This is a genomic window from Bacillus cereus group sp. BfR-BA-01347, from assembly GCF_022663835.1.
GTDB classification, from domain to species: Bacteria; Bacillota; Bacilli; order Bacillales; family Bacillaceae_G; genus Bacillus_A; species Bacillus_A thuringiensis_K.
On the sequence record NZ_JAKUGG010000025.1, the window covers coordinates 68,342 to 85,191 of the forward strand.

Here is a 16,850-nt window from a genome sequence, read left to right on the forward strand (position 1 = left end):
TCATAAAAAAATTCTTAAACTTTTGAATCCGGTCGAATTTCTGCAACTTCACGTAAATTTCGCAACTCATGAAGTGTTGTAGAAAGAGTTCCATATTTTGGCTGACGTGAACCCCAGCAAACATATTCTCCACAAAATCCACATATGTTACATGCATCACGAACAGTATCAGACCATATCTCTTTAGGAGATTGATTCCAGAATTCTGGTTTTGGATTATCCCCCCAATTTTTAATCATCTTGTCAATCATATCCTGGGTACAGTACTCCTTAATATCAGGATTGACCATAGCCGATGGTATCATTGTGGGATTCATCCCTATTGCATTCATTGCCTTAAAGAAAAAGGAGCCAATTGGCCTTTGAGGGTATTCTTTTGACGGAAATGGCGTCGAAGGTAGTGTATTTCTCCATGTGTTCATGCTAGTCTCTGCCGAAAAGGCTTTGAACCATGGAGATTCCTTGATGGACTTATTGATACCCTGATGGTCACCGCCGACTGATAAGATGGCTTCAGCTATATTTAGAACTGGCTCAAGTTCGTTGTAACTAATAGGCCAATCTGCTACAGAATAGCCCCATTCACTAATCTTGTCACTTTGACCAAGTTCTTTAAAAAGTGATTGTAATCTCAGATCTACTGGTAATGGTCGAATACCCCAACATCCCCAAAGGAGTGATCCTCCCCCCATATCAGTTGCCGTCCAGCCTCCTTCAAATGGTTTGGCCACCGATTTATCATCTTTACGGAATGTACTATAATCTCCTCTAGGCCGCCTTACCGGAAGAGGTTTCTCTAAACCAAAGCGATACTCATCATGAAATACCTGATCAAACTGCTTTTCACCTTCAGGAAGGGCCTCAGCCCAATCAGCACCTTGCTCAAGAACAACAACGCTATATCCAGCACGTGCAAGCATCCATGCAAGAGTACCTCCTCCACCTCCTGTGCCAATGACTACAAAATCAGCAACTTTTATTCATTTTCCTCCTGTAGGTTACTATATTTAGCCAATACATTCTCAAACAGTTTCACAGCTTCCTCTGTATCGTAACTTGTAAAATGATTTCCAACTCTACGAGTTTCATCAAGCTCAACCAGTAATGCTGTTGACCATGGTTCTTCAGCGGTATTACGCATTCCCATCATGCGATACAAAATATCACGCGTAAACTGAAATAAGAATGAAACAGATGTTGGAAATTCCAGAGGAGACCAAGAGGGATGAGAATTATTTACAAGCAATGCTACGAACTTTTCCCAGCCACCAGACGTCTCTGGGATACTAAATTGAGCGGCTTTAAGAAGCAAAGATGTCCCTTTTTGATAAAATTCAGAACGTATAATAGGGTTTTTATCTTTATCAAGAAGTACGCCTCTAGACTCTGTAATACCGAAGATTGCATCTTCTTCTAAACCACGGGCTTTTCTCCATGATTTAGGATGTTGAATTGGAGTTGCAGAGAAAGGAGCTTGTTGAAGCCTCTTCCAACGGTTCATCAGTGACAAGTCAAACGAGGTCTCACGTAGTAAACCCTCCAAAAATTGAATCAGATTAAATTTTTCTGAATTTAAGGGGCCTTTACCGTGTCTCCAAGGAAGGTATTCCTCTGTGTCCGGTACCTGATTAGGAGACGGTTTAGAGTTAATCCATTTTTGTAGGGGAATTAAGACATCTGCAACTTTAAGAAGTACAAATTTCATTTCTCCATTAAATTGGAATCCAGAAAGATTCATTCTATTATGTTCATCCTCTAAATTATCGTTCATTGACATCTAATCTATCCTCCTTTCCAAAAATACCAATATATGTGTTTTTTCTTTTTTTAATTAGTATTCAATTGAACTAGCTAGTACTTGTTTGTTACCTCATTGATTAGCTTAGATACAATTTTCAATCTTTATCATTGAAATGGTTCTATAACGACACTTCAGGTTATTTCAATTAACTTTTATGTTGTATCACATATAAATAAAATCTCACTGATTCTCTCCAAATTAAGAAAAAAGAGATTATCATTATTTCAAAATTAATATAGACATTTTAATGAAACAGTTCTCTTAAAATTATGGAGAAAAATAATTAGAATTGGTTACTCTTATGTATTCAGCTCCTTTTCTTAGCAATGGATTGCATAATACATTGCTAATTAGGAGATAATCTAATTTATAGTAAAATATCTCTTAAGATTTATTTCATTATGTGTAATAAACATATAAAGGTTATTGTTTGCCATTCATGACGAAACATCCGCTTATTTTAACTTAATTGGTATTCTGTATAATACATATAGAAAGAAGGAGAAACACTGTGCAGATTCGCTGTGGAACGTTTAACTTATACCAATTTGCTGAACCTCCTTTCAAATGGTATGAGCCTGGTAACAAATATTCAGATGCTGAATGGTTGATGAAGAAGGAATGGATTAAAGAACAAATATTAAAAATGAAATGCGATGTTATTGGTTTTCAAGAAGTATTTAGCTCAGCTATTTTGAAAAGCTTAGTTGAGGAATTAGGGTTTATTCATTTTGAAACAGTAGAAACCCCTGTTACAGATATAGATAATCCATTAGTATTTATAAAACCTGTAGTTGCAATAGCGTCAAAATATCCAATAATTTCAGTAAATCCTGTTAAAGTACCAGATTCCATTATGGAGGAAATACCTGTTAATGCAGATTTTAAATTCAGTCGTATTCCAATAAAGGCTACGATACATATTGATGGTTCTGGTGATATTATTTTTTATGTTTCGCATTTGAAATCCAAAAACCCAGCAGTTAGAGATTTACATTTAAATCCTGATGATGCATTGGATAATAAGATATTAGCTACTTTACGAGCAAGGTCGATAGGACATGTAATATCATTACTACAACGAGGAGCAGAAGCAGCGGTCTTATATCATGAGATATCTGAAACCCTACACACTCATAAAGAAGTTCCAGTTATCTTGCTTGGTGATTTAAACGATGATGAACACTCTATTCCCATAGAAGCATTAACTAATAGGGAAAGGCTTTTAAAAATCAACGGTAAACCAATTGATGATGACGAACAAAAGATTGTATATAATTATAAACTTTACGATGCTTTTGACTTAGCTCCAAATCAAAGTGGACAAAAAAGATTGCCCACACATTATTATAAAAAATTAGGAAACGTATTTGACTATATTTTTGTATCTAATGTACTTAATGGGAAAAACGAACAGCACCTTGGTCGAGTAAGCGCATATAAAGTACTCGACCATCATTTAAAATGTGATGATATTGAAAATAAAACACAATCTGATCATGCCCAAGTTGTTGCAACTATAGAATTCAAAGAAAATATAAAATAAAGAAAATGAGTCGAATGTTTCTTAAAGTAAGAATGAAAAGTAATACGTTTTATAGATGAGTTAAGGAATATGAATATACCTTAAAAAAAGTACCCATTCTTGAAATTGGGTACTTTTCTTATTCCCCCTTTTCGAGGGAGCAAAAACACCCAACAATTGGATACAACACAGAGAATCCCCTTATTACGGTGTTTATAATTTTTGTATACAATCTGGTACATGAAATTATACAAACTAAGTTATTCCTTTTCCTTTAAAATCCTTATAGCATTCTATATGAATTTTATGGTATTATATAGATAGAAAATTTGTTTTCATTGTTTATACACTATTGTACGTAGCGTGAAGGACAAACCTTACGCCCTGATAACTCGGGCGAGGTTTGTCCTTTTTTTATTTTAAGGAGGAATTTACTATGAAAAAAGTCTACAAAATTGGAGCAGTTATAACAACTTTATGTGTTATTGGTATCACGATCTTTACTTTAACTAAAAATGAATCAGTCAAAACAGAAATAGTAACACCTGAAAAAACAATTGTATCTGCTGCAGATGTAAAAGGATCACCTGAAAATATAAAAGATATTTCAAAAGAAGAATTAAAGCAAAAAATAAAATCCCATGAAGAGTTTATTGCGTATTACTATCAACCAACCTGTCATTATTGTAAAAAGGCTGCACCAGATATAAATAGTATGTCAAAAAAGCATGATAGAACCATCTATCGTATTGATATCTCTACCTCAGAAAATCAAAGTGCCTTTCAAGAGTTCGACATTCCAGGTACTCCAATTGTCGTAGCTTATAACAGAGGTGAAGAAGTTGAACGTTTAGAAGGAGCCGTGTCAGCTGCTACATATGATGGATTCTTTGCAAGACGTAATTCGAGTGCTAGCTAGTATAGTGCTCGTTTTTCTTTGTACGAAAGGAGAATTAATTTGCAACAAAACGCCCGTATTCAATCTTTAGACATAATAAGAGGTATCGCCATACTATGTATCCTTTTTGCGAATCTACCTACTATGACGGGACTAGATCCCTTTAATCAGGCAGGTTACTCCGGTACAGATAAAGCGATTCGTTTTTTAGTAGATTTGTTTATACAAGCAAAGTTCTATACTATTTTCGCATTCTTATTTGGCGTAGGGTTTTATATATTTATGAAAAATATATAAGCAAAAGGATAACCCCATGTATAAGTTGTTTATTCGCAGACTGTGTATTTTATTAGCCTTCGGTTTACTTCACTTCACCTTTCTATGGTATGGAGATATTCTACATGCGTATGCTATAGCTGGATTTATTCTATTGTTCTTTTATAAGCGATCTACTCAACTTATTTTTATAGCTGGTTGTAGTTTCCTAATGGTTAGTTATGTATTACATATTATTCTATTTTTGCGAGCAAGTGCTTCTATTCCTGAAATACCAAATTACTATCTATATATGTTTACAGGCAACACTAGCAACCACACAGTAAATCTATTTACACATTATTCACATCAAGTAAAAGCACGTCTTTTCTTTCTAATGACCCAGGAATTTCAGCAACTACTAATAGGAATTCCCGAATATATAGGTTTATTTTTAATCGGTTTATGGGCTGGTAAGAAAAACATTTTTAAAAGGGTACCGGAATTAATAAAGAAAATTAGATTTTTACAGTGGAGTTCGTTATGCATTTCATGTCTTCTCTCTTGTCCTATTATCTATTACTTTATAAAAACGGATATCTACTACTCGCAGAATATACAACTATGGATTCTATTTGGAGGGAAAATGCTAGCTATATTCTATATTTGTACTCTACTTCGAGTTTGTGAGAATAAAAAATATATAGAGTGGCTGCGCCCCTTTATGAACGTAGGCAAGTATGCTTTAACGAATTACATTAGCCAAAGTATACTAACTCTTGTCATTCTTTCCTTGTACTTTAAAGATGTCTCACACGTATATTACTGGCAACTATGTATCTTCGGGTTTTTAATTATATTTGTACAAATTATATTCAGCAAAATTTGGAGTAAATATTTCCGATATGGTCCTATTGAGTGGGTATGGAGAAAAGGCATTTACAAGACATAGCCTATTTTTCACCAGTTACATGCAATTAACTGAAAAAAATAATAAAATATCATATGAAAGATTAAAGATATATTTGCGGTTGTAAAATAATGTTATTAAAATTAAAGTGGTTCAAGTCGCAGGAAGGCACCTTTGGGTGTCTTTTCTTTATGCATAAAAAAGCCTCATCTTCCTATAGAAAAGATAAAGCCTTTATATATTATTTATTATCCGATTCATCAGTTTTATTATAAACACATTTAGCTTCTCCAAAAAGACCACCTGTGTCCCATTCCCACCATAATACGCATACTTCCCAGGTGAACCATTGTCTCTTATACTTGGATATGATTTTAGTTTATATTCATAAACCGAAACCATAAAAATATAAATAGATTACCACGATTGTAATTCCCATAAGAGTGATTAATAGGAGTCTTATGAAATTTTTAAAATATGTATTCTTTGTAGTTGGATGCACCAGTCTAATATCACTTTGGTATGCAATCTTTTTTCTGTAAAGATAAGCAAAAAGAAAAGTCGTTCCAGAAATTAGATAGTGTATTTCAATGAAATAATATAACTTGAAGAAACACAAAGTGTTTTTACTTTTGTTTTTCTTCAAGTTTTCGTTTGTTAATAGCTCAATAAAAAGAGGTTTGTTACATTCTAATTATTTCCGTTTTTTCTTTTTGATGGAATATTTGTTACTATCATATATACGTAGTGTAATTGAAAGTTTTTCTTTTTCTAGTTTTAGTCTCTTCTAATCCTTCTTTTATTCGTTCAGCTTCAATCATTCTGATTTACATCCAATGATTGAAGCTGAATATTCAATTCCATTTACAATTGCTTGTGTTCGATAGTGTACTACAACCTCTAAACCTTTTGAACGAAACTTTTTTACAACTTTATCTAAGTCCTTTTTTAAATTCTGACGACTCCTGGATCTAACTATTTCAATTTCTATAGTTTTCACAGTTACACCTCCTAAGCAAAATGGTATAAATTTATTGCGTTCACTATCACTTTGTTCTTCTTTACAATACATTTAATCTATTAAGAGTCAAAAATTATACAACAAAAGAGTGACTCCGTTTAGAACCACTCTTTTCACCAATTTCTTAATTTCATTCCAAGTATAATTGAATTCTTCACCAAAATCATTTGCAATACTCCCTTTGACCGATGAACGTTGTAAGTAAGAACGGCCCATTTGATAGAGCGATGCTGCAGCTCTACTTTGCAACAAGGGCACCACATAAAAAAAGAAAATTGTACTTTCAGGCACAAAATTGAAGTGTTTTGCTTATCTTCCTTTACGTTAAGGGATTAGTTTGTATATTTAGGGAGATGTGCGAGACAGGTGTATATTCAGGGTAATCTAATATTTTCCATTAAAATATGATAGGATAGAAGTATATCCAAAATGGAGGAATGGCAAATGAATTCAAACACAAAACAGTTTATTTATGATATCCAGCAAAGAAAGAACAATTATATAGAAAATGTATTAATAGCAATACAACATCCTAAAAAAGAGCAATCTGAACAAATCATTCAAAATATAGTAGAGAAGATGGATATGATGATTAGTTTAGTTACTACTTACATGGCTATTGAATCCGAATCTATAAAAGAATTAAAAGAGCTTCAGGAAGAACTTATTCATGCTCAAGCATATATTCAAAAACGGAAATTTGAAGAAACACAGAAATAAAACCCTGTGTTTTTACTTGGTGGACTATGACATTAATTTTTTATAAATTTGATTATTGCTTTGGCATAATCCATACAATTTGTTGAATGCGTACAATATATGGCGCCGTATCTTCAATGAGCAAATGATCTGGTTTCACATCTTTTAACTGTCCCCTTACATTACCTCTTACAGTTTCAATAACCACATATTTACCAATTACTGATTGTAATGTCTGGTATACGTAGGGATTAGATGTACTTACCGTATATTGTTCACTCAAGTCATTTCCTTCCGAATAACTCATTCTATAAGTCTCCTTTCTAATTTGTATTCTTTCTCCTAATATAGGATATAAATCTTATAAATATGCTAGAAGGATAATTCATTATAGGAACGGAAATAACATTTTAATAAGGTACTGTTTCTATTTCTGACTTGCTAAAAATTATTTAAATGAAGTTACTTTTACTAGTTAATAGGTGATGATATATGAATATTTTGATTGTACATCTAGGTTGTTCCTTTTAGATATGTATGAATTTAAATACGCCCTTTATTAGAATAGTGCTCATACTTTTTTTGAGATTCTTTCGTAATACGTGCATTAAGTAAAATTGCTAACAATAAAAACACTCCATATTTTCCTCCTGTAGCTCCTATGATTATCACACTACTACAAACAAGTATAATTAATAGGATAAACGAAACTGAATAAATACGATCATAATACTTTGACATTTTTTCGCATTTAATGCGTTCCTTCCTTGCATCCATCTAAATTCCTCCTTTAAATTATCCATATCACTTTCAAATAAGTCTTGCCCTTATAAAGGAAACAATATATCGTTATATGAATTAGTTTCTTTTTTTTTCAACTAACTTATATAACGTAAAAAGAAATCCTATCAATATTAAGCTTTCCACCATGATAATCCCGACCCTCTCCTTCCTTTTAAGCCCAACACATTAAATAAAATTTGCAGCAAACAAAAAGGACCCTCCTTCCTCTTAAAGGCAGATCCTTTCCTCTTGCATGCAACTATTTTTAGCTATTCTTGATTAATTAGAATCACAGCTGGTCCATCTACACGAATTCCACCAACTTCGATTTTTTCATAAGGCTCAACTTTAATAGAAATGATCCCTTCCCGCTTCTTTAATTCATTACTCAATTCTTTTGTTAACATTTTTTTCATGTGTGCACTCCTTCTTACTGCTTAATTTACTATTGTTATGTAAATGAAATTAAAAATGGTTTCCTGGTCTGGAAACCATTTTTGTAGTTGACCATATGGTGTTACCAGTTCGTTTATCAATTTTACGTAAAGAAGATAAATAATTACTATTCACTGTCTCAGTAGATGTAAGGAACTCTTAAAGATAGCAGTGAGATTGATTGTTTTTTCTTCTAGAAATAATGACTTAGATAGTATATTACCTAAAACAATGAAAGCCCTACCTCTCTTTCATCCTTACGGCTCCTTGTCCGTGCCAGTGTGAATCAGGATTGCAAAAATCAAGTGACTATTTAATCGAGTTATTTGATGAAACTTCGAACGTTCGTAAAAAAATTTTATAATAAAAATGGATTAGATTGAAGTAATAACAAAAGAGGTTCCTACTCTAAAAGTGAGTTGAAGAAATTGAATGTCTTTGAAATGATTTGCTTTTAATACTCATCATATTCCCGAAAGATTTAGAATGTTTTCAGAGGATATAATACATTATTTATAATGAACCTTAACAGAAACTTTTTATTTGATTTTCAGTGATTCCTTTAATTAATTCTAGTTCACTGACCAAAAATCTATATGCATCATCCAGCAATTTTTTTTCGCTTGTATTGAGTGCTTTTTCTTTCTTCATACGCATTAAATCCCGTACAACTTCAGCACCTTCTTGTATTTCACCCGTTTTTATTTTGTCCGTGTTCACTTTATGCCTTTGTTTCCACGGCAGTAATTTACAGGATTCTTCATGGTGAAAAATGTGTATAATGTGCTTTAATGCAAGTATATCAGTAACTGGGCGTATATTCGAATTCACTATTTTACCCGTAGGAATCATGACTTGCATCTTACTGATCGACATTTTTATGACAAAATACTGTTGTTTTTTTCCTGAGAATTCTTTTTCTTCTATGGCTTCAATTATACCTGCTCCGTGCATTGGATAAACAATGTTATCGCCAATTTGAAACATATAATCCACCTCCATATATGGTAACCTTCTTAAGGTTACCATATATGTGATTTTTTATCAAATATTTCATAATATCATAAAATTATTTTTGTTGTCAATTACTTTTTCTTTAAATATCAAATCGAATAAAAATAGCACAAAAAACATAGGGAGTGTGTCAGATTTCCCATAAAGGGAAAGGGAATTTCCCCTCGCATATTCTGAAACCTCTACTCATTAACGTAGATCATTTTCCCCCTTGAAAACGACCAAATCGATCCCTTATTTTTTTCAATCTTGTGTGGTACTCCAAAATCTCAATTCTTGCTTTTTCAGCTAGAGGTGCAATTGGTCGTAAGGCTTTTAACCGCCAATATTCAATCACTACATCAAGTACTTGATCAAAATATTGTAGTGGTCCATAGTTCGCTTCTTTTGCAATCACAGCCATTCTATTTTCAAAATCAGGCATGACGGCACCTGGCATTTTAAAATTCTTAATCACATTGGCAATATGATAGCAATAATTTGGTTCCAATTCTAAATGTATTCGAATAACGTCTCGATAAAACGCATAATGAAGAGTTTCATCTTTTGCAAGACGGCGTAATAATGTAGCAAGATCTGGATCATGCTTACTTGCAACCTTAGCAACATTATTGTAAAACACCATCGTTGCAAGTTCTTGTAGCGTCGTATACGTCATGGCTTCGATTGGTGTATGAAAATCAGGCTCAAATCCACCCTCAACGACTGACTTTCTTAATTCATGTATACGTTTAGGGTTCACACTTCGAGTGAGTAGTAAATATGTCTCCAATAAATTCGAATGTTGATCCTCTTCTGAGGTCCAAGTATGAATAAAGTCTGTAATAACAGAAAGGGACCCTTTAAAAGTCACAGATAAATACGTTGTAAACCATGGTAAATTCACTTCTGTTAATAAAGCTGTTTCAATGGCTGTAATTACACCAGAAGGAAGAGTAACTTGACTTTCATCCCAAGGAACTCTTTTAAAGTCCATTCCCTTATCCCATGGTAAAAACTCATGATAACCCCAGTCTATCTTCTGCGCTCTTATTTTATGTTGTTCATACAGTTCTTTTAAACGTGGTTCTAATCGGAAATCTAAATCATTTGTTAGCATAAAAGTCCCCCCATTTCTTATCACAGATAGTCATTCTATTTTTACTCTTAAAATTTTCTACAAATAAATATTACGTTCCTTTTTTAAGTCAAACATAATAAATTTGTAACAAAACTTTTTAAGAGCGCTATATTTTTATAGGATCTTTTTATTAAAAGGGGGACCGTTACATCTATTTTCTTTTTTATAAAATAGATACTGAGGCATACAATATGTTAGTTAGCCTAGATAAAGAAACTAACCTCAGTAAATACAGAATAACATTCATGGATGAAGATACTCGTCATGTTATAAATCTTCTTGAGTGTAAAAAGGTGCATGCTTATAAAGAATCGTTTTATAATAAAGATAGATAGTGTTTTATACACACTAACAACTTATTTAGATGTAAATCCAATATATTAGATTAAGCACTTGAAAACCAAATACAGTGGATGAGATAGCCTTAAACGACAAATCCCAACTAGAACAATGTACATTGTCTATGTATGGTGAGTTAGACCAAATTTTGTTATACAACAAAAAAGGGAAGAGGCGATAAACATGCAGTCAACGGAAGCGCATATGAAGGAAAAACAACGTAGAGAAAAAATAGAAATTATATTTAGTCACAGGGTAAAAGGAGAGAGTTATTTTCACGGCTCTTCCTATCAATGGAAAAACATTGTATATCAAAATTATAATAGAATACAACAAAAAGAGTTGGAAATTGAACAACTCATTTCAAAAATGGAAAACGAAGGGGTTCGTTTTACGCAGCACCGTTCACTCATACACTATCCCGTCATTGATTTTGTAAAATATATAGCTAAGATTTATAAGGAACCCCTCGAAATACAATAATCATATTTTAAGGAAACCTTTATAAAAGGTTTATTTTCGAGGCTTTTTTAACTAAAACCTTAAAAAATCATTACAACATTCTTTTTATTTTCAATACTCTTCGGTTTTGTTATAATATCAACCATAACGTATTATATTCGTTTGTATATTTTCATATTTTGGGGATTTTATTACACAAAAAGACAACTCTTAATTGGAGTTGTCTTTTATTTTTTTTGATATACACAATACTATTCTGATACAAAAACATCAAGATTCTTACAACCAAAGAAAAAGTAGGATTTCTAATAAGAGAGATCCTACTTTATTTCCTCATATTCCGTCATTATTTTATGAAACATGTTTTTCTTTAACTCTAACATTTGCATAAACATAGTAGCTGTTATTTCGCCACTTTTCCATTTAAAATAAGTCTCTTCTATCATATGCATTTGTTGTTTGCTTAGGGTTGAAAGGTTCACCTGAGGACGTCCTAAATTAGCTTCAGCAATCCCTTCTGCTCGTCGCTAATGGATTTTTTTACGCTCTTGATCTGCAACATAGGAAAGCAAAGATAAAAATTGATCTTCAATCAACCGACCCATGTCACACATTTCACGAAACTTACGGCTATCGAATAAAGTTTCATTTTCTAACAGGGGTATGTATAGCAATGGAACAGGATAAAGCAATAAGCATTAGTGGACATAAAATAGCTATTTTATGTCCACTAATATACGAAATAACCCTTAAAATGAATGTTCGCTAGTGTTTGTTGTGTGATTTTGTTCCATTGCTACACACACCATATACGTCAATGATTATCATAAAGAAATAGTGAGCTTAATGCCTTTTCTTCACCTTGACATTTATTACAAAAAATGTTATTATTAAAATGAATTATTTTTGTTCGGTGTAAAGGATTTGTAACTTTTCACCTTTATGATCACTGAGAGCAAGGATAGTATTACATTGTGTGTGTTTACACACTAGGAGGCAATACAAATGGAAAAAGGTAATGTAAAATGGTTTAATGGCGAAAAAGGCTTCGGATTCATCGAACGTGAAGGTGGAGACGATGTATTCGTTCATTTCTCAGCGATTCAAGGCGAAGGTTACAAAACTTTAGAAGAAGGTCAAGCAGTGACTTTTGATTTGGAGCAAGGTCAACGTGGACTTCAAGCTTCAAACGTACGTAAAGCTTCTTAATTTTACAAAGCAGGGAAGGCAGGCTCTTTTATGAGAGTCTGCTTTTCTTTTTTCCGTGAAACAAAGCCCCCCCACTCGTAAAGGACATGAAAACAGTAAATCAAATGGTAAACCAAGCCTAGCATATACTTACGGATTATCCTAATTTAATTTTTGAGCCCCTCAACTTTATAAGCCTTTTTTTAAGCATAAAAGTACCCCTAAATGAAAATTCTCTTTCTCTACAGTTAGTTATTTTGAGAAGTCAGCTCATTTTTTGTTTTGGGGGTTTTTACATTCCTTAAGTTGATGTACATGGGCTAACACCAATAAAACGCAAATTTCGTACGCTAAGTAGGAATCAGTTCTTTAATGTTAATTTATTTGTGGTAGTCGAAAGAATATTATAAGGGATACTGAAAATTTACATGCAATGGTTGAAACCGTTGTAAAGCATCTTGATACTTTCTCATGTTCAAATTGACACTACTAGATAAAAAAATCCTGCATGTTTGAAACATGCAGGATTTTTTCTATTCTTCATTTTTCATAAAGTAAGAAACAAAACGGAGAATTTCAAGGTATAACCATACTAATGTCATCATGAGCCCTATTGCGCTATACCACTCCATATGTTTTGCCGCCCCACTACGTGCACCATTTTCAATCGAATCAAAATCCAGTAATAGATTTAATGCAGCAACGACAATCACAACGGTACTAATAATGATACTGATTGTCCCACCTTGGTGAATGTAAGGAACAGTCAAAACAAAGGTGTTTAGTAAGAAGACAATCAAATACATAATTAAAATGCCAAGTGTTGCAGCTGTTAAAACAGTACGGAACTTTTCAGTTACTTTTATTATACGAGTAGCATATAATACTAACATTGCAAATAAAATCGAAATGGTTAATAATACAGCAGTTAAAAGAATAGAATTTCCAAAACGCATTGTATAATATGCAGAAATACTTCCTAATACAATCCCTTTTACCACAGCATAAATCGGTGCACAAATTGGTGATATACGAGGGATAAATATAGCTAAAAATGCAACTACTATATTAACTATTGCTACTCCAATTAATACTGATGTTTTCATTGAACCTTGCATCATTTGTAAGTATGAATAGACAGATGCTGCAAGAAGTAAGATAAGCATAATAAATGTTTTTCCTATTGTTCCACCTATAGTCATCGTGGAAGCGTTTGTCTTCTCTTCATGAAATTTGTCTTTTTTTAACATTGGATTAGATGTTCTCATGTTTTCCTCCTAAAATATTTTTTGCTTGTAATGTGAATTTTTTATATCTCTAATTTCTTATTGATAATGCGACCTGTAATCTCTACGAGTACAATTATTAACAAGCAAGTAAAACATAGACCAAAAATAGTGAAATCTTCAATAGGGTAAAATGATGTATCAAAAAAATTATTCTTATCCATGAACCCAGAACTATTAATAGTAACTGCATATTTCTCTAATTTACTTAACACATTCACTATCATTGTTTGTATTGTTGAAAAAATAGCAACGAAAATGATGAATAAAATTATTTTACTCATCCATGACTTCACTGGAAACAGCCGTATAATTGCCATGATAAAATAACAAGAAATAAGGATACTCATGAAATCGATTCCCCATAAAAGAAAAGCAAATATGTGTTGGAAGATTCCGTAACTATACAACTTGTGATATTCTTGTCGGAATTCTCCGGTTATTTCCCCACCATAAAGACTGGGATCATAACCAATTACTTTTCCATCATCAAGACTTTGTGAAAAATAATATGAAAAAATTAAGCCTATACCTAATAAAATAATAAACATTACTGTGAAAAATAATAAATTCGCATATATATATTTCTGGGTTGGGATGGCTGTATAACGAATCATAGAATTTTTTAATATTTTATTGAAAGAAGGCAGCGCTATTAAAAGAAGTAAAAATGCAGCTATACCAATTATCATCAGGAATATGAGTAAGACTAAATCCTTTATAAACGGAGGTAGTACCCTTGAGAGTCCTATCGTACTAAATAAAAGAAGTAAAGAAATAATAATAAAACCAGAATAAAAGACAGCTATTTTTTTTCTATTGCACTTATATAAATAGAGAAAAAGTGGATTCATTTCTCAAAAACCTCCCTAAACAACTCATGTACTGCTTTCCCTTGATGAAAACGAATTTCCTCCACGTTTTCATGTAATACAATATTTCCGTCTTTTAAAAAGATTACCTCATCAAATATACTTTCGATTTCTTCTATTAAATGAGTTGAAATGAGAATGGTACAATCTTCTCGGTAAAATTTAAGAATTAAATCTAGTACATGTTTTCTAGAAACAAGATCAATTCCACCCAATGGCTCATCTAATATATATAACTTTGCTTTCCTGGAGAAAGTTAAGATAAGTTGTAATTTTTCCACTTCACCTTTTGATAAAGCAACTATATGCTCTTCTAATGGCATTTTAAATTCAGTTATTAATTCCATTGCTTGGTTTAAATCAAAATCAGGATAAAAATTTCGATAGAAAGCTACAGCATCTTTTATCGTCATCCACTCGTCAAAAATAGGACTATCAGGCATAAATGAAACAATTTTCTTTGTTTCTATTCCTACCTTCTGACCTTCAATTGTGATAGTTCCTTTAGATGGATAACGCAAACCAGCAATCATTTTTAATAATGTCGTTTTTCCGCTACCATTATCACCAACAAGACCAATAATTTTCCCTTCAGAAATTGTTGCACTTAAATCTTGAAGCACTGTTTTTAAGTTATATCTTTTCCACAGATTTTCAATTTTTAATAACTCTGTCATTCGTTTTCCTTCCTTTTCTTTTCTAATGAAGAATGGAGGATTGTAAGAATTTCTTCTTTCGTAAAACCTAAATTGTCCATTCCATTTATAAAATTATCAAGCAACTCTGTTGCCATTTCTTTGCGTAGTTCAGTAATCTTTTCTCCTTCACTCGTTACAAATCTCCCTGTTCCTCTTCGTGTCACAGCAATACCTTCTCGTTCTAGCTCTTGAAATGTGCGTTGAATCGTATTTGGATTCACTTGTAATTCACTGGCTAGTTCACGTACAGCTGGGATTTTATCACCCGGTGCTAAACGACCTGTTACAATTTCCTTTTTTATGTATTCCATTACCTGAATATAAATCGGGATATTAGGAGAAAACTCATTTTCCATTTCTTCCCTCCTCAGTATTAGTGTACTAGACGAATAATACACTAATACTGATTTTGTGTAAATGGTAATTTTTTCGAAATATATATAATAAATAAAAGATGATATATTTAGTGAATTAGTGTAACCAACTAAGCACCATAAACGACCGTTTATGGTGCTTTATTTACTTCTATCCAAATAAAGAAAAATATTACGCAAACTCAGGTCCAAAACTCATTACAAAAAATAAAAAAGCCTAACATATTAGTCATATATAATATGTTAGGACTCTTATATTTTAGGTTTCTTTGAATTTAGGTCTTGATAAAGTAAGAAATCCGAGTTTTGTTGGCAGGATCCCATACACTACTCTATGGTATAATTGTATCTATATATAATATTTAAAGGATGATAATAATGTATTCATACACAAATAAGAAAAAAACAGTATCCCTTATAATAGCTTCATTTATCTTTTTTAGTTTTGTAGTAGCTGGTATATACAATTTTACAAAAACAAATTTCTTTTATATAAATTTAGGAGGTTTAGTTCTTAATAGCTTCATGTTATTTTTAGCAGCTAGAGCTTTAATGAAACAAATTAAAGTTTAAGTATACACAACGATACAATAATTTTAAGCTTACTTAAGGTATCGCCACATCACGATCTAATTAATAAAATTGAAATGGAAGATTCAGCATGAATAATCTAAAAGAATTCTTAAACAAAAATCTTTTTATCAAATATTCTCTATATATAATATTAGGAGCTGGATTAATAAGAACAGGTTATGAATTTGGCTATTTCATTACAAACTTCATGCTATAAAACTATAAGTGGTGTTAATGAAAATAACACCACTTACCAATATATTTTCCATCATAGAACTTGAAACATAACAACTATTAAATTCATAATTGCATGTACAACAAATGATACCAGTAACCTATTAGTACGCACATATACTACAGCAAGTACAAGTCCAATTAAAAAATATCCAAATATAAATGGAAAATCAAAATGCATAATAGAAAAGAACAATGAGCTTATTAATATTCTCCAAGTTTGTTTAAACTTTTGAGTTAAAATATTTATAGCCGCATAACGAAAAACAAACTCTTCTACTAACGGTGCAAGAAGAACAATTGAAACAAGTGCCACAGGAGATATTGCTGCTGCAGCGACTGTACTAGACGTATTTGCTGATT

The 16,850-nt window shown here is 32.2% G+C and carries 19 protein-coding genes and 3 pseudogenes; 7 read left to right on the forward strand and 15 right to left on the reverse strand.

The genetic code is table 11. The features are described 5' to 3' along the window. Positions 1-14: 14 nt before the first annotated feature. A complete protein-coding gene (locus MR143_RS26845; protein ID WP_000881002.1) occupies positions 15-920 on the reverse strand; it encodes a hypothetical protein in 906 nt (301 codons plus the stop codon). 56 nt (positions 921-976) lie between these two features. Further along, the gene (locus tag MR143_RS26850; protein WP_000062301.1) at positions 977-1,777 is read right to left on the reverse strand and encodes a hypothetical protein; all 801 of its coding nucleotides are present in this window, start codon (positions 1,775-1,777) and stop codon (positions 977-979) included. A gap of 535 nt (positions 1,778-2,312) precedes the next feature. On the opposite strand from MR143_RS26850, the gene MR143_RS26855 reads away from it, so the two are divergent. The 3 genes and pseudogenes from MR143_RS26855 (at position 2,313) to MR143_RS26865 (ending at position 5,431) form a co-directional block, all read left to right on the forward strand. Next, positions 2,313-3,347, forward strand: coding sequence for an endonuclease/exonuclease/phosphatase family protein (locus tag MR143_RS26855; RefSeq protein WP_001167025.1), 1,035 nt, complete (start codon positions 2,313-2,315; stop codon positions 3,345-3,347). 415 nt (positions 3,348-3,762) lie between these two features. Next, a complete protein-coding gene (locus MR143_RS26860) occupies positions 3,763-4,245 on the forward strand; it encodes a thioredoxin family protein (protein WP_242281106.1) in 483 nt (160 codons plus the stop codon). 39 nt (positions 4,246-4,284) lie between these two features. Beyond that, positions 4,285-5,431 (forward strand): annotated as a pseudogene (locus tag MR143_RS26865) (DUF418 domain-containing protein). 775 nt (positions 5,432-6,206) lie between these two features. Here MR143_RS26865 and MR143_RS26870 read toward each other — a convergent pair. Further along, entirely contained in the window at positions 6,207-6,389 is a 183-nt protein-coding gene (locus MR143_RS26870; protein WP_000848330.1) for a hypothetical protein, read from the reverse strand. 87 nt (positions 6,390-6,476) lie between these two features. Further along, positions 6,477-6,662: pseudogene (locus MR143_RS26875) on the reverse strand (hypothetical protein); the annotation flags it as partial. A gap of 192 nt (positions 6,663-6,854) precedes the next feature. On the opposite strand from MR143_RS26875, the gene MR143_RS26880 reads away from it, so the two are divergent. After that, the gene (locus tag MR143_RS26880; RefSeq protein WP_001087718.1) at positions 6,855-7,130 is read left to right on the forward strand and encodes a hypothetical protein; all 276 of its coding nucleotides are present in this window, start codon (positions 6,855-6,857) and stop codon (positions 7,128-7,130) included. Positions 7,131-7,182: 52 nt separating this feature from the next. Here the strand turns inward: MR143_RS26880 and MR143_RS26885 are convergent, their stop codons facing one another. The 5 genes from MR143_RS26885 to MR143_RS26905 all read right to left on the reverse strand — a co-directional run bounded on the left by MR143_RS26885 (position 7,183) and on the right by MR143_RS26905 (position 10,440). Continuing rightward, entirely contained in the window at positions 7,183-7,416 is a 234-nt protein-coding gene (locus tag MR143_RS26885) for a YuzF family protein (protein ID WP_000122228.1), read from the reverse strand. Positions 7,417-7,652: 236 nt separating this feature from the next. After that, on the reverse strand, positions 7,653-7,886 hold the full coding sequence (locus tag MR143_RS26890; RefSeq protein ID WP_000340025.1) for a hypothetical protein: 234 nt from the start codon (positions 7,884-7,886) through the stop codon (positions 7,653-7,655). Positions 7,887-8,161: 275 nt separating this feature from the next. Then, positions 8,162-8,308, reverse strand: a complete 147-nt coding sequence (locus tag MR143_RS26895) for a BC1881 family protein (protein WP_000738545.1) — start codon at positions 8,306-8,308, stop codon at positions 8,162-8,164. A 544-nt stretch (positions 8,309-8,852) separates the two neighbouring features. Then, positions 8,853-9,314 carry a CarD family transcriptional regulator gene (locus MR143_RS26900; RefSeq protein WP_000486303.1) on the reverse strand — a complete coding sequence of 154 codons (462 nt, stop codon included), beginning with the start codon at positions 9,312-9,314 and terminating at the stop codon, positions 8,853-8,855. Between the two features lie 226 nt (positions 9,315-9,540). Further along, complete coding sequence (locus MR143_RS26905; protein WP_000957107.1) at positions 9,541-10,440, reverse strand: acyl-ACP desaturase; 900 nt, start codon at positions 10,438-10,440, stop codon at positions 9,541-9,543. A gap of 543 nt (positions 10,441-10,983) precedes the next feature. On the opposite strand from MR143_RS26905, the gene MR143_RS26910 reads away from it, so the two are divergent. Continuing rightward, entirely contained in the window at positions 10,984-11,283 is a 300-nt protein-coding gene (locus tag MR143_RS26910) for a hypothetical protein (protein ID WP_001191998.1), read from the forward strand. A 299-nt stretch (positions 11,284-11,582) separates the two neighbouring features. On the opposite strand, the pseudogene MR143_RS26915 reads toward MR143_RS26910, so the two are convergent. Then, positions 11,583-11,927: pseudogene (locus MR143_RS26915) on the reverse strand (recombinase family protein); the annotation flags it as partial. 340 nt (positions 11,928-12,267) lie between these two features. On the opposite strand from MR143_RS26915, the gene MR143_RS26920 reads away from it, so the two are divergent. After that, on the forward strand, positions 12,268-12,471 hold the full coding sequence (locus MR143_RS26920) for a cold-shock protein (RefSeq protein WP_000410774.1): 204 nt from the start codon (positions 12,268-12,270) through the stop codon (positions 12,469-12,471). A gap of 512 nt (positions 12,472-12,983) precedes the next feature. On the opposite strand, the gene MR143_RS26925 is transcribed toward MR143_RS26920, so the two are convergent. Genes MR143_RS26925 through MR143_RS26940 form a run of 4 tightly spaced genes read right to left on the reverse strand, consistent with a single transcriptional unit; the run spans position 12,984 to position 15,662 of the window. Then, a complete protein-coding gene (locus MR143_RS26925) occupies positions 12,984-13,718 on the reverse strand; it encodes a Bax inhibitor-1/YccA family protein (protein WP_242281107.1) in 735 nt (244 codons plus the stop codon). Between the two features lie 41 nt (positions 13,719-13,759). Then, positions 13,760-14,590: a hypothetical protein gene (locus MR143_RS26930; RefSeq protein ID WP_001068581.1), complete on the reverse strand. Its 831-nt coding sequence runs from the start codon at positions 14,588-14,590 to the stop codon at positions 13,760-13,762. Continuing rightward, positions 14,587-15,285, reverse strand: a complete 699-nt coding sequence (locus MR143_RS26935) for an ABC transporter ATP-binding protein (protein ID WP_000137757.1) — start codon at positions 15,283-15,285, stop codon at positions 14,587-14,589. The genes MR143_RS26930 and MR143_RS26935 overlap by 4 nt, the downstream gene beginning before the upstream one ends. Next, positions 15,282-15,662: a GntR family transcriptional regulator gene (locus MR143_RS26940; RefSeq protein ID WP_000426666.1), complete on the reverse strand. Its 381-nt coding sequence runs from the start codon at positions 15,660-15,662 to the stop codon at positions 15,282-15,284. The genes MR143_RS26935 and MR143_RS26940 overlap by 4 nt, the downstream gene beginning before the upstream one ends. A 396-nt stretch (positions 15,663-16,058) precedes the next feature. Between MR143_RS26940 and MR143_RS26945 the strand changes: the two genes are divergently transcribed. Then, on the forward strand, positions 16,059-16,253 hold the full coding sequence (locus tag MR143_RS26945) for a hypothetical protein (RefSeq protein WP_000287694.1): 195 nt from the start codon (positions 16,059-16,061) through the stop codon (positions 16,251-16,253). Between the two features lie 268 nt (positions 16,254-16,521). On the opposite strand, the gene MR143_RS26950 is transcribed toward MR143_RS26945, so the two are convergent. Continuing rightward, the coding region (locus tag MR143_RS26950; RefSeq protein ID WP_242281108.1) for a CPBP family intramembrane glutamic endopeptidase at positions 16,522-16,850 on the reverse strand (329 nt) is incomplete at its 5' end.

What these genes read in the sequence shown, in the direction of transcription:
- MR143_RS26845 (WP_000881002.1), bottom strand. Translation starts at nt 920, where the DNA reads ATGCTTGCACGTGCTGGATATAGCGTTGTTGTTCTTGAGCAAGGTGCT.
- MR143_RS26850 (WP_000062301.1), bottom strand. Translation starts at nt 1,777, where the DNA reads ATGTCAATGAACGATAATTTAGAGGATGAACATAATAGAATGAATCTT.
- MR143_RS26860 (WP_242281106.1), top strand. Translation starts at nt 3,763, where the DNA reads ATGAAAAAAGTCTACAAAATTGGAGCAGTTATAACAACTTTATGTGTT.
- MR143_RS26880 (WP_001087718.1), top strand. Translation starts at nt 6,855, where the DNA reads ATGAATTCAAACACAAAACAGTTTATTTATGATATCCAGCAAAGAAAG.
- MR143_RS26885 (WP_000122228.1), bottom strand. Translation starts at nt 7,416, where the DNA reads ATGAGTTATTCGGAAGGAAATGACTTGAGTGAACAATATACGGTAAGT.
- MR143_RS26890 (WP_000340025.1), bottom strand. Translation starts at nt 7,886, where the DNA reads ATGGATGCAAGGAAGGAACGCATTAAATGCGAAAAAATGTCAAAGTAT.
- MR143_RS26895 (WP_000738545.1), bottom strand. Translation starts at nt 8,308, where the DNA reads ATGAAAAAAATGTTAACAAAAGAATTGAGTAATGAATTAAAGAAGCGG.
- MR143_RS26900 (WP_000486303.1), bottom strand. Translation starts at nt 9,314, where the DNA reads ATGTTTCAAATTGGCGATAACATTGTTTATCCAATGCACGGAGCAGGT.
- MR143_RS26905 (WP_000957107.1), bottom strand. Translation starts at nt 10,440, where the DNA reads ATGCTAACAAATGATTTAGATTTCCGATTAGAACCACGTTTAAAAGAA.
- MR143_RS26910 (WP_001191998.1), top strand. Translation starts at nt 10,984, where the DNA reads ATGCAGTCAACGGAAGCGCATATGAAGGAAAAACAACGTAGAGAAAAA.
- MR143_RS26920 (WP_000410774.1), top strand. Translation starts at nt 12,268, where the DNA reads ATGGAAAAAGGTAATGTAAAATGGTTTAATGGCGAAAAAGGCTTCGGA.
- MR143_RS26925 (WP_242281107.1), bottom strand. Translation starts at nt 13,718, where the DNA reads ATGAGAACATCTAATCCAATGTTAAAAAAAGACAAATTTCATGAAGAG.
- MR143_RS26930 (WP_001068581.1), bottom strand. Translation starts at nt 14,590, where the DNA reads ATGAATCCACTTTTTCTCTATTTATATAAGTGCAATAGAAAAAAAATA.
- MR143_RS26935 (WP_000137757.1), bottom strand. Translation starts at nt 15,285, where the DNA reads ATGACAGAGTTATTAAAAATTGAAAATCTGTGGAAAAGATATAACTTA.
- MR143_RS26940 (WP_000426666.1), bottom strand. Translation starts at nt 15,662, where the DNA reads ATGGAAAATGAGTTTTCTCCTAATATCCCGATTTATATTCAGGTAATG.
- MR143_RS26945 (WP_000287694.1), top strand. Translation starts at nt 16,059, where the DNA reads ATGTATTCATACACAAATAAGAAAAAAACAGTATCCCTTATAATAGCT.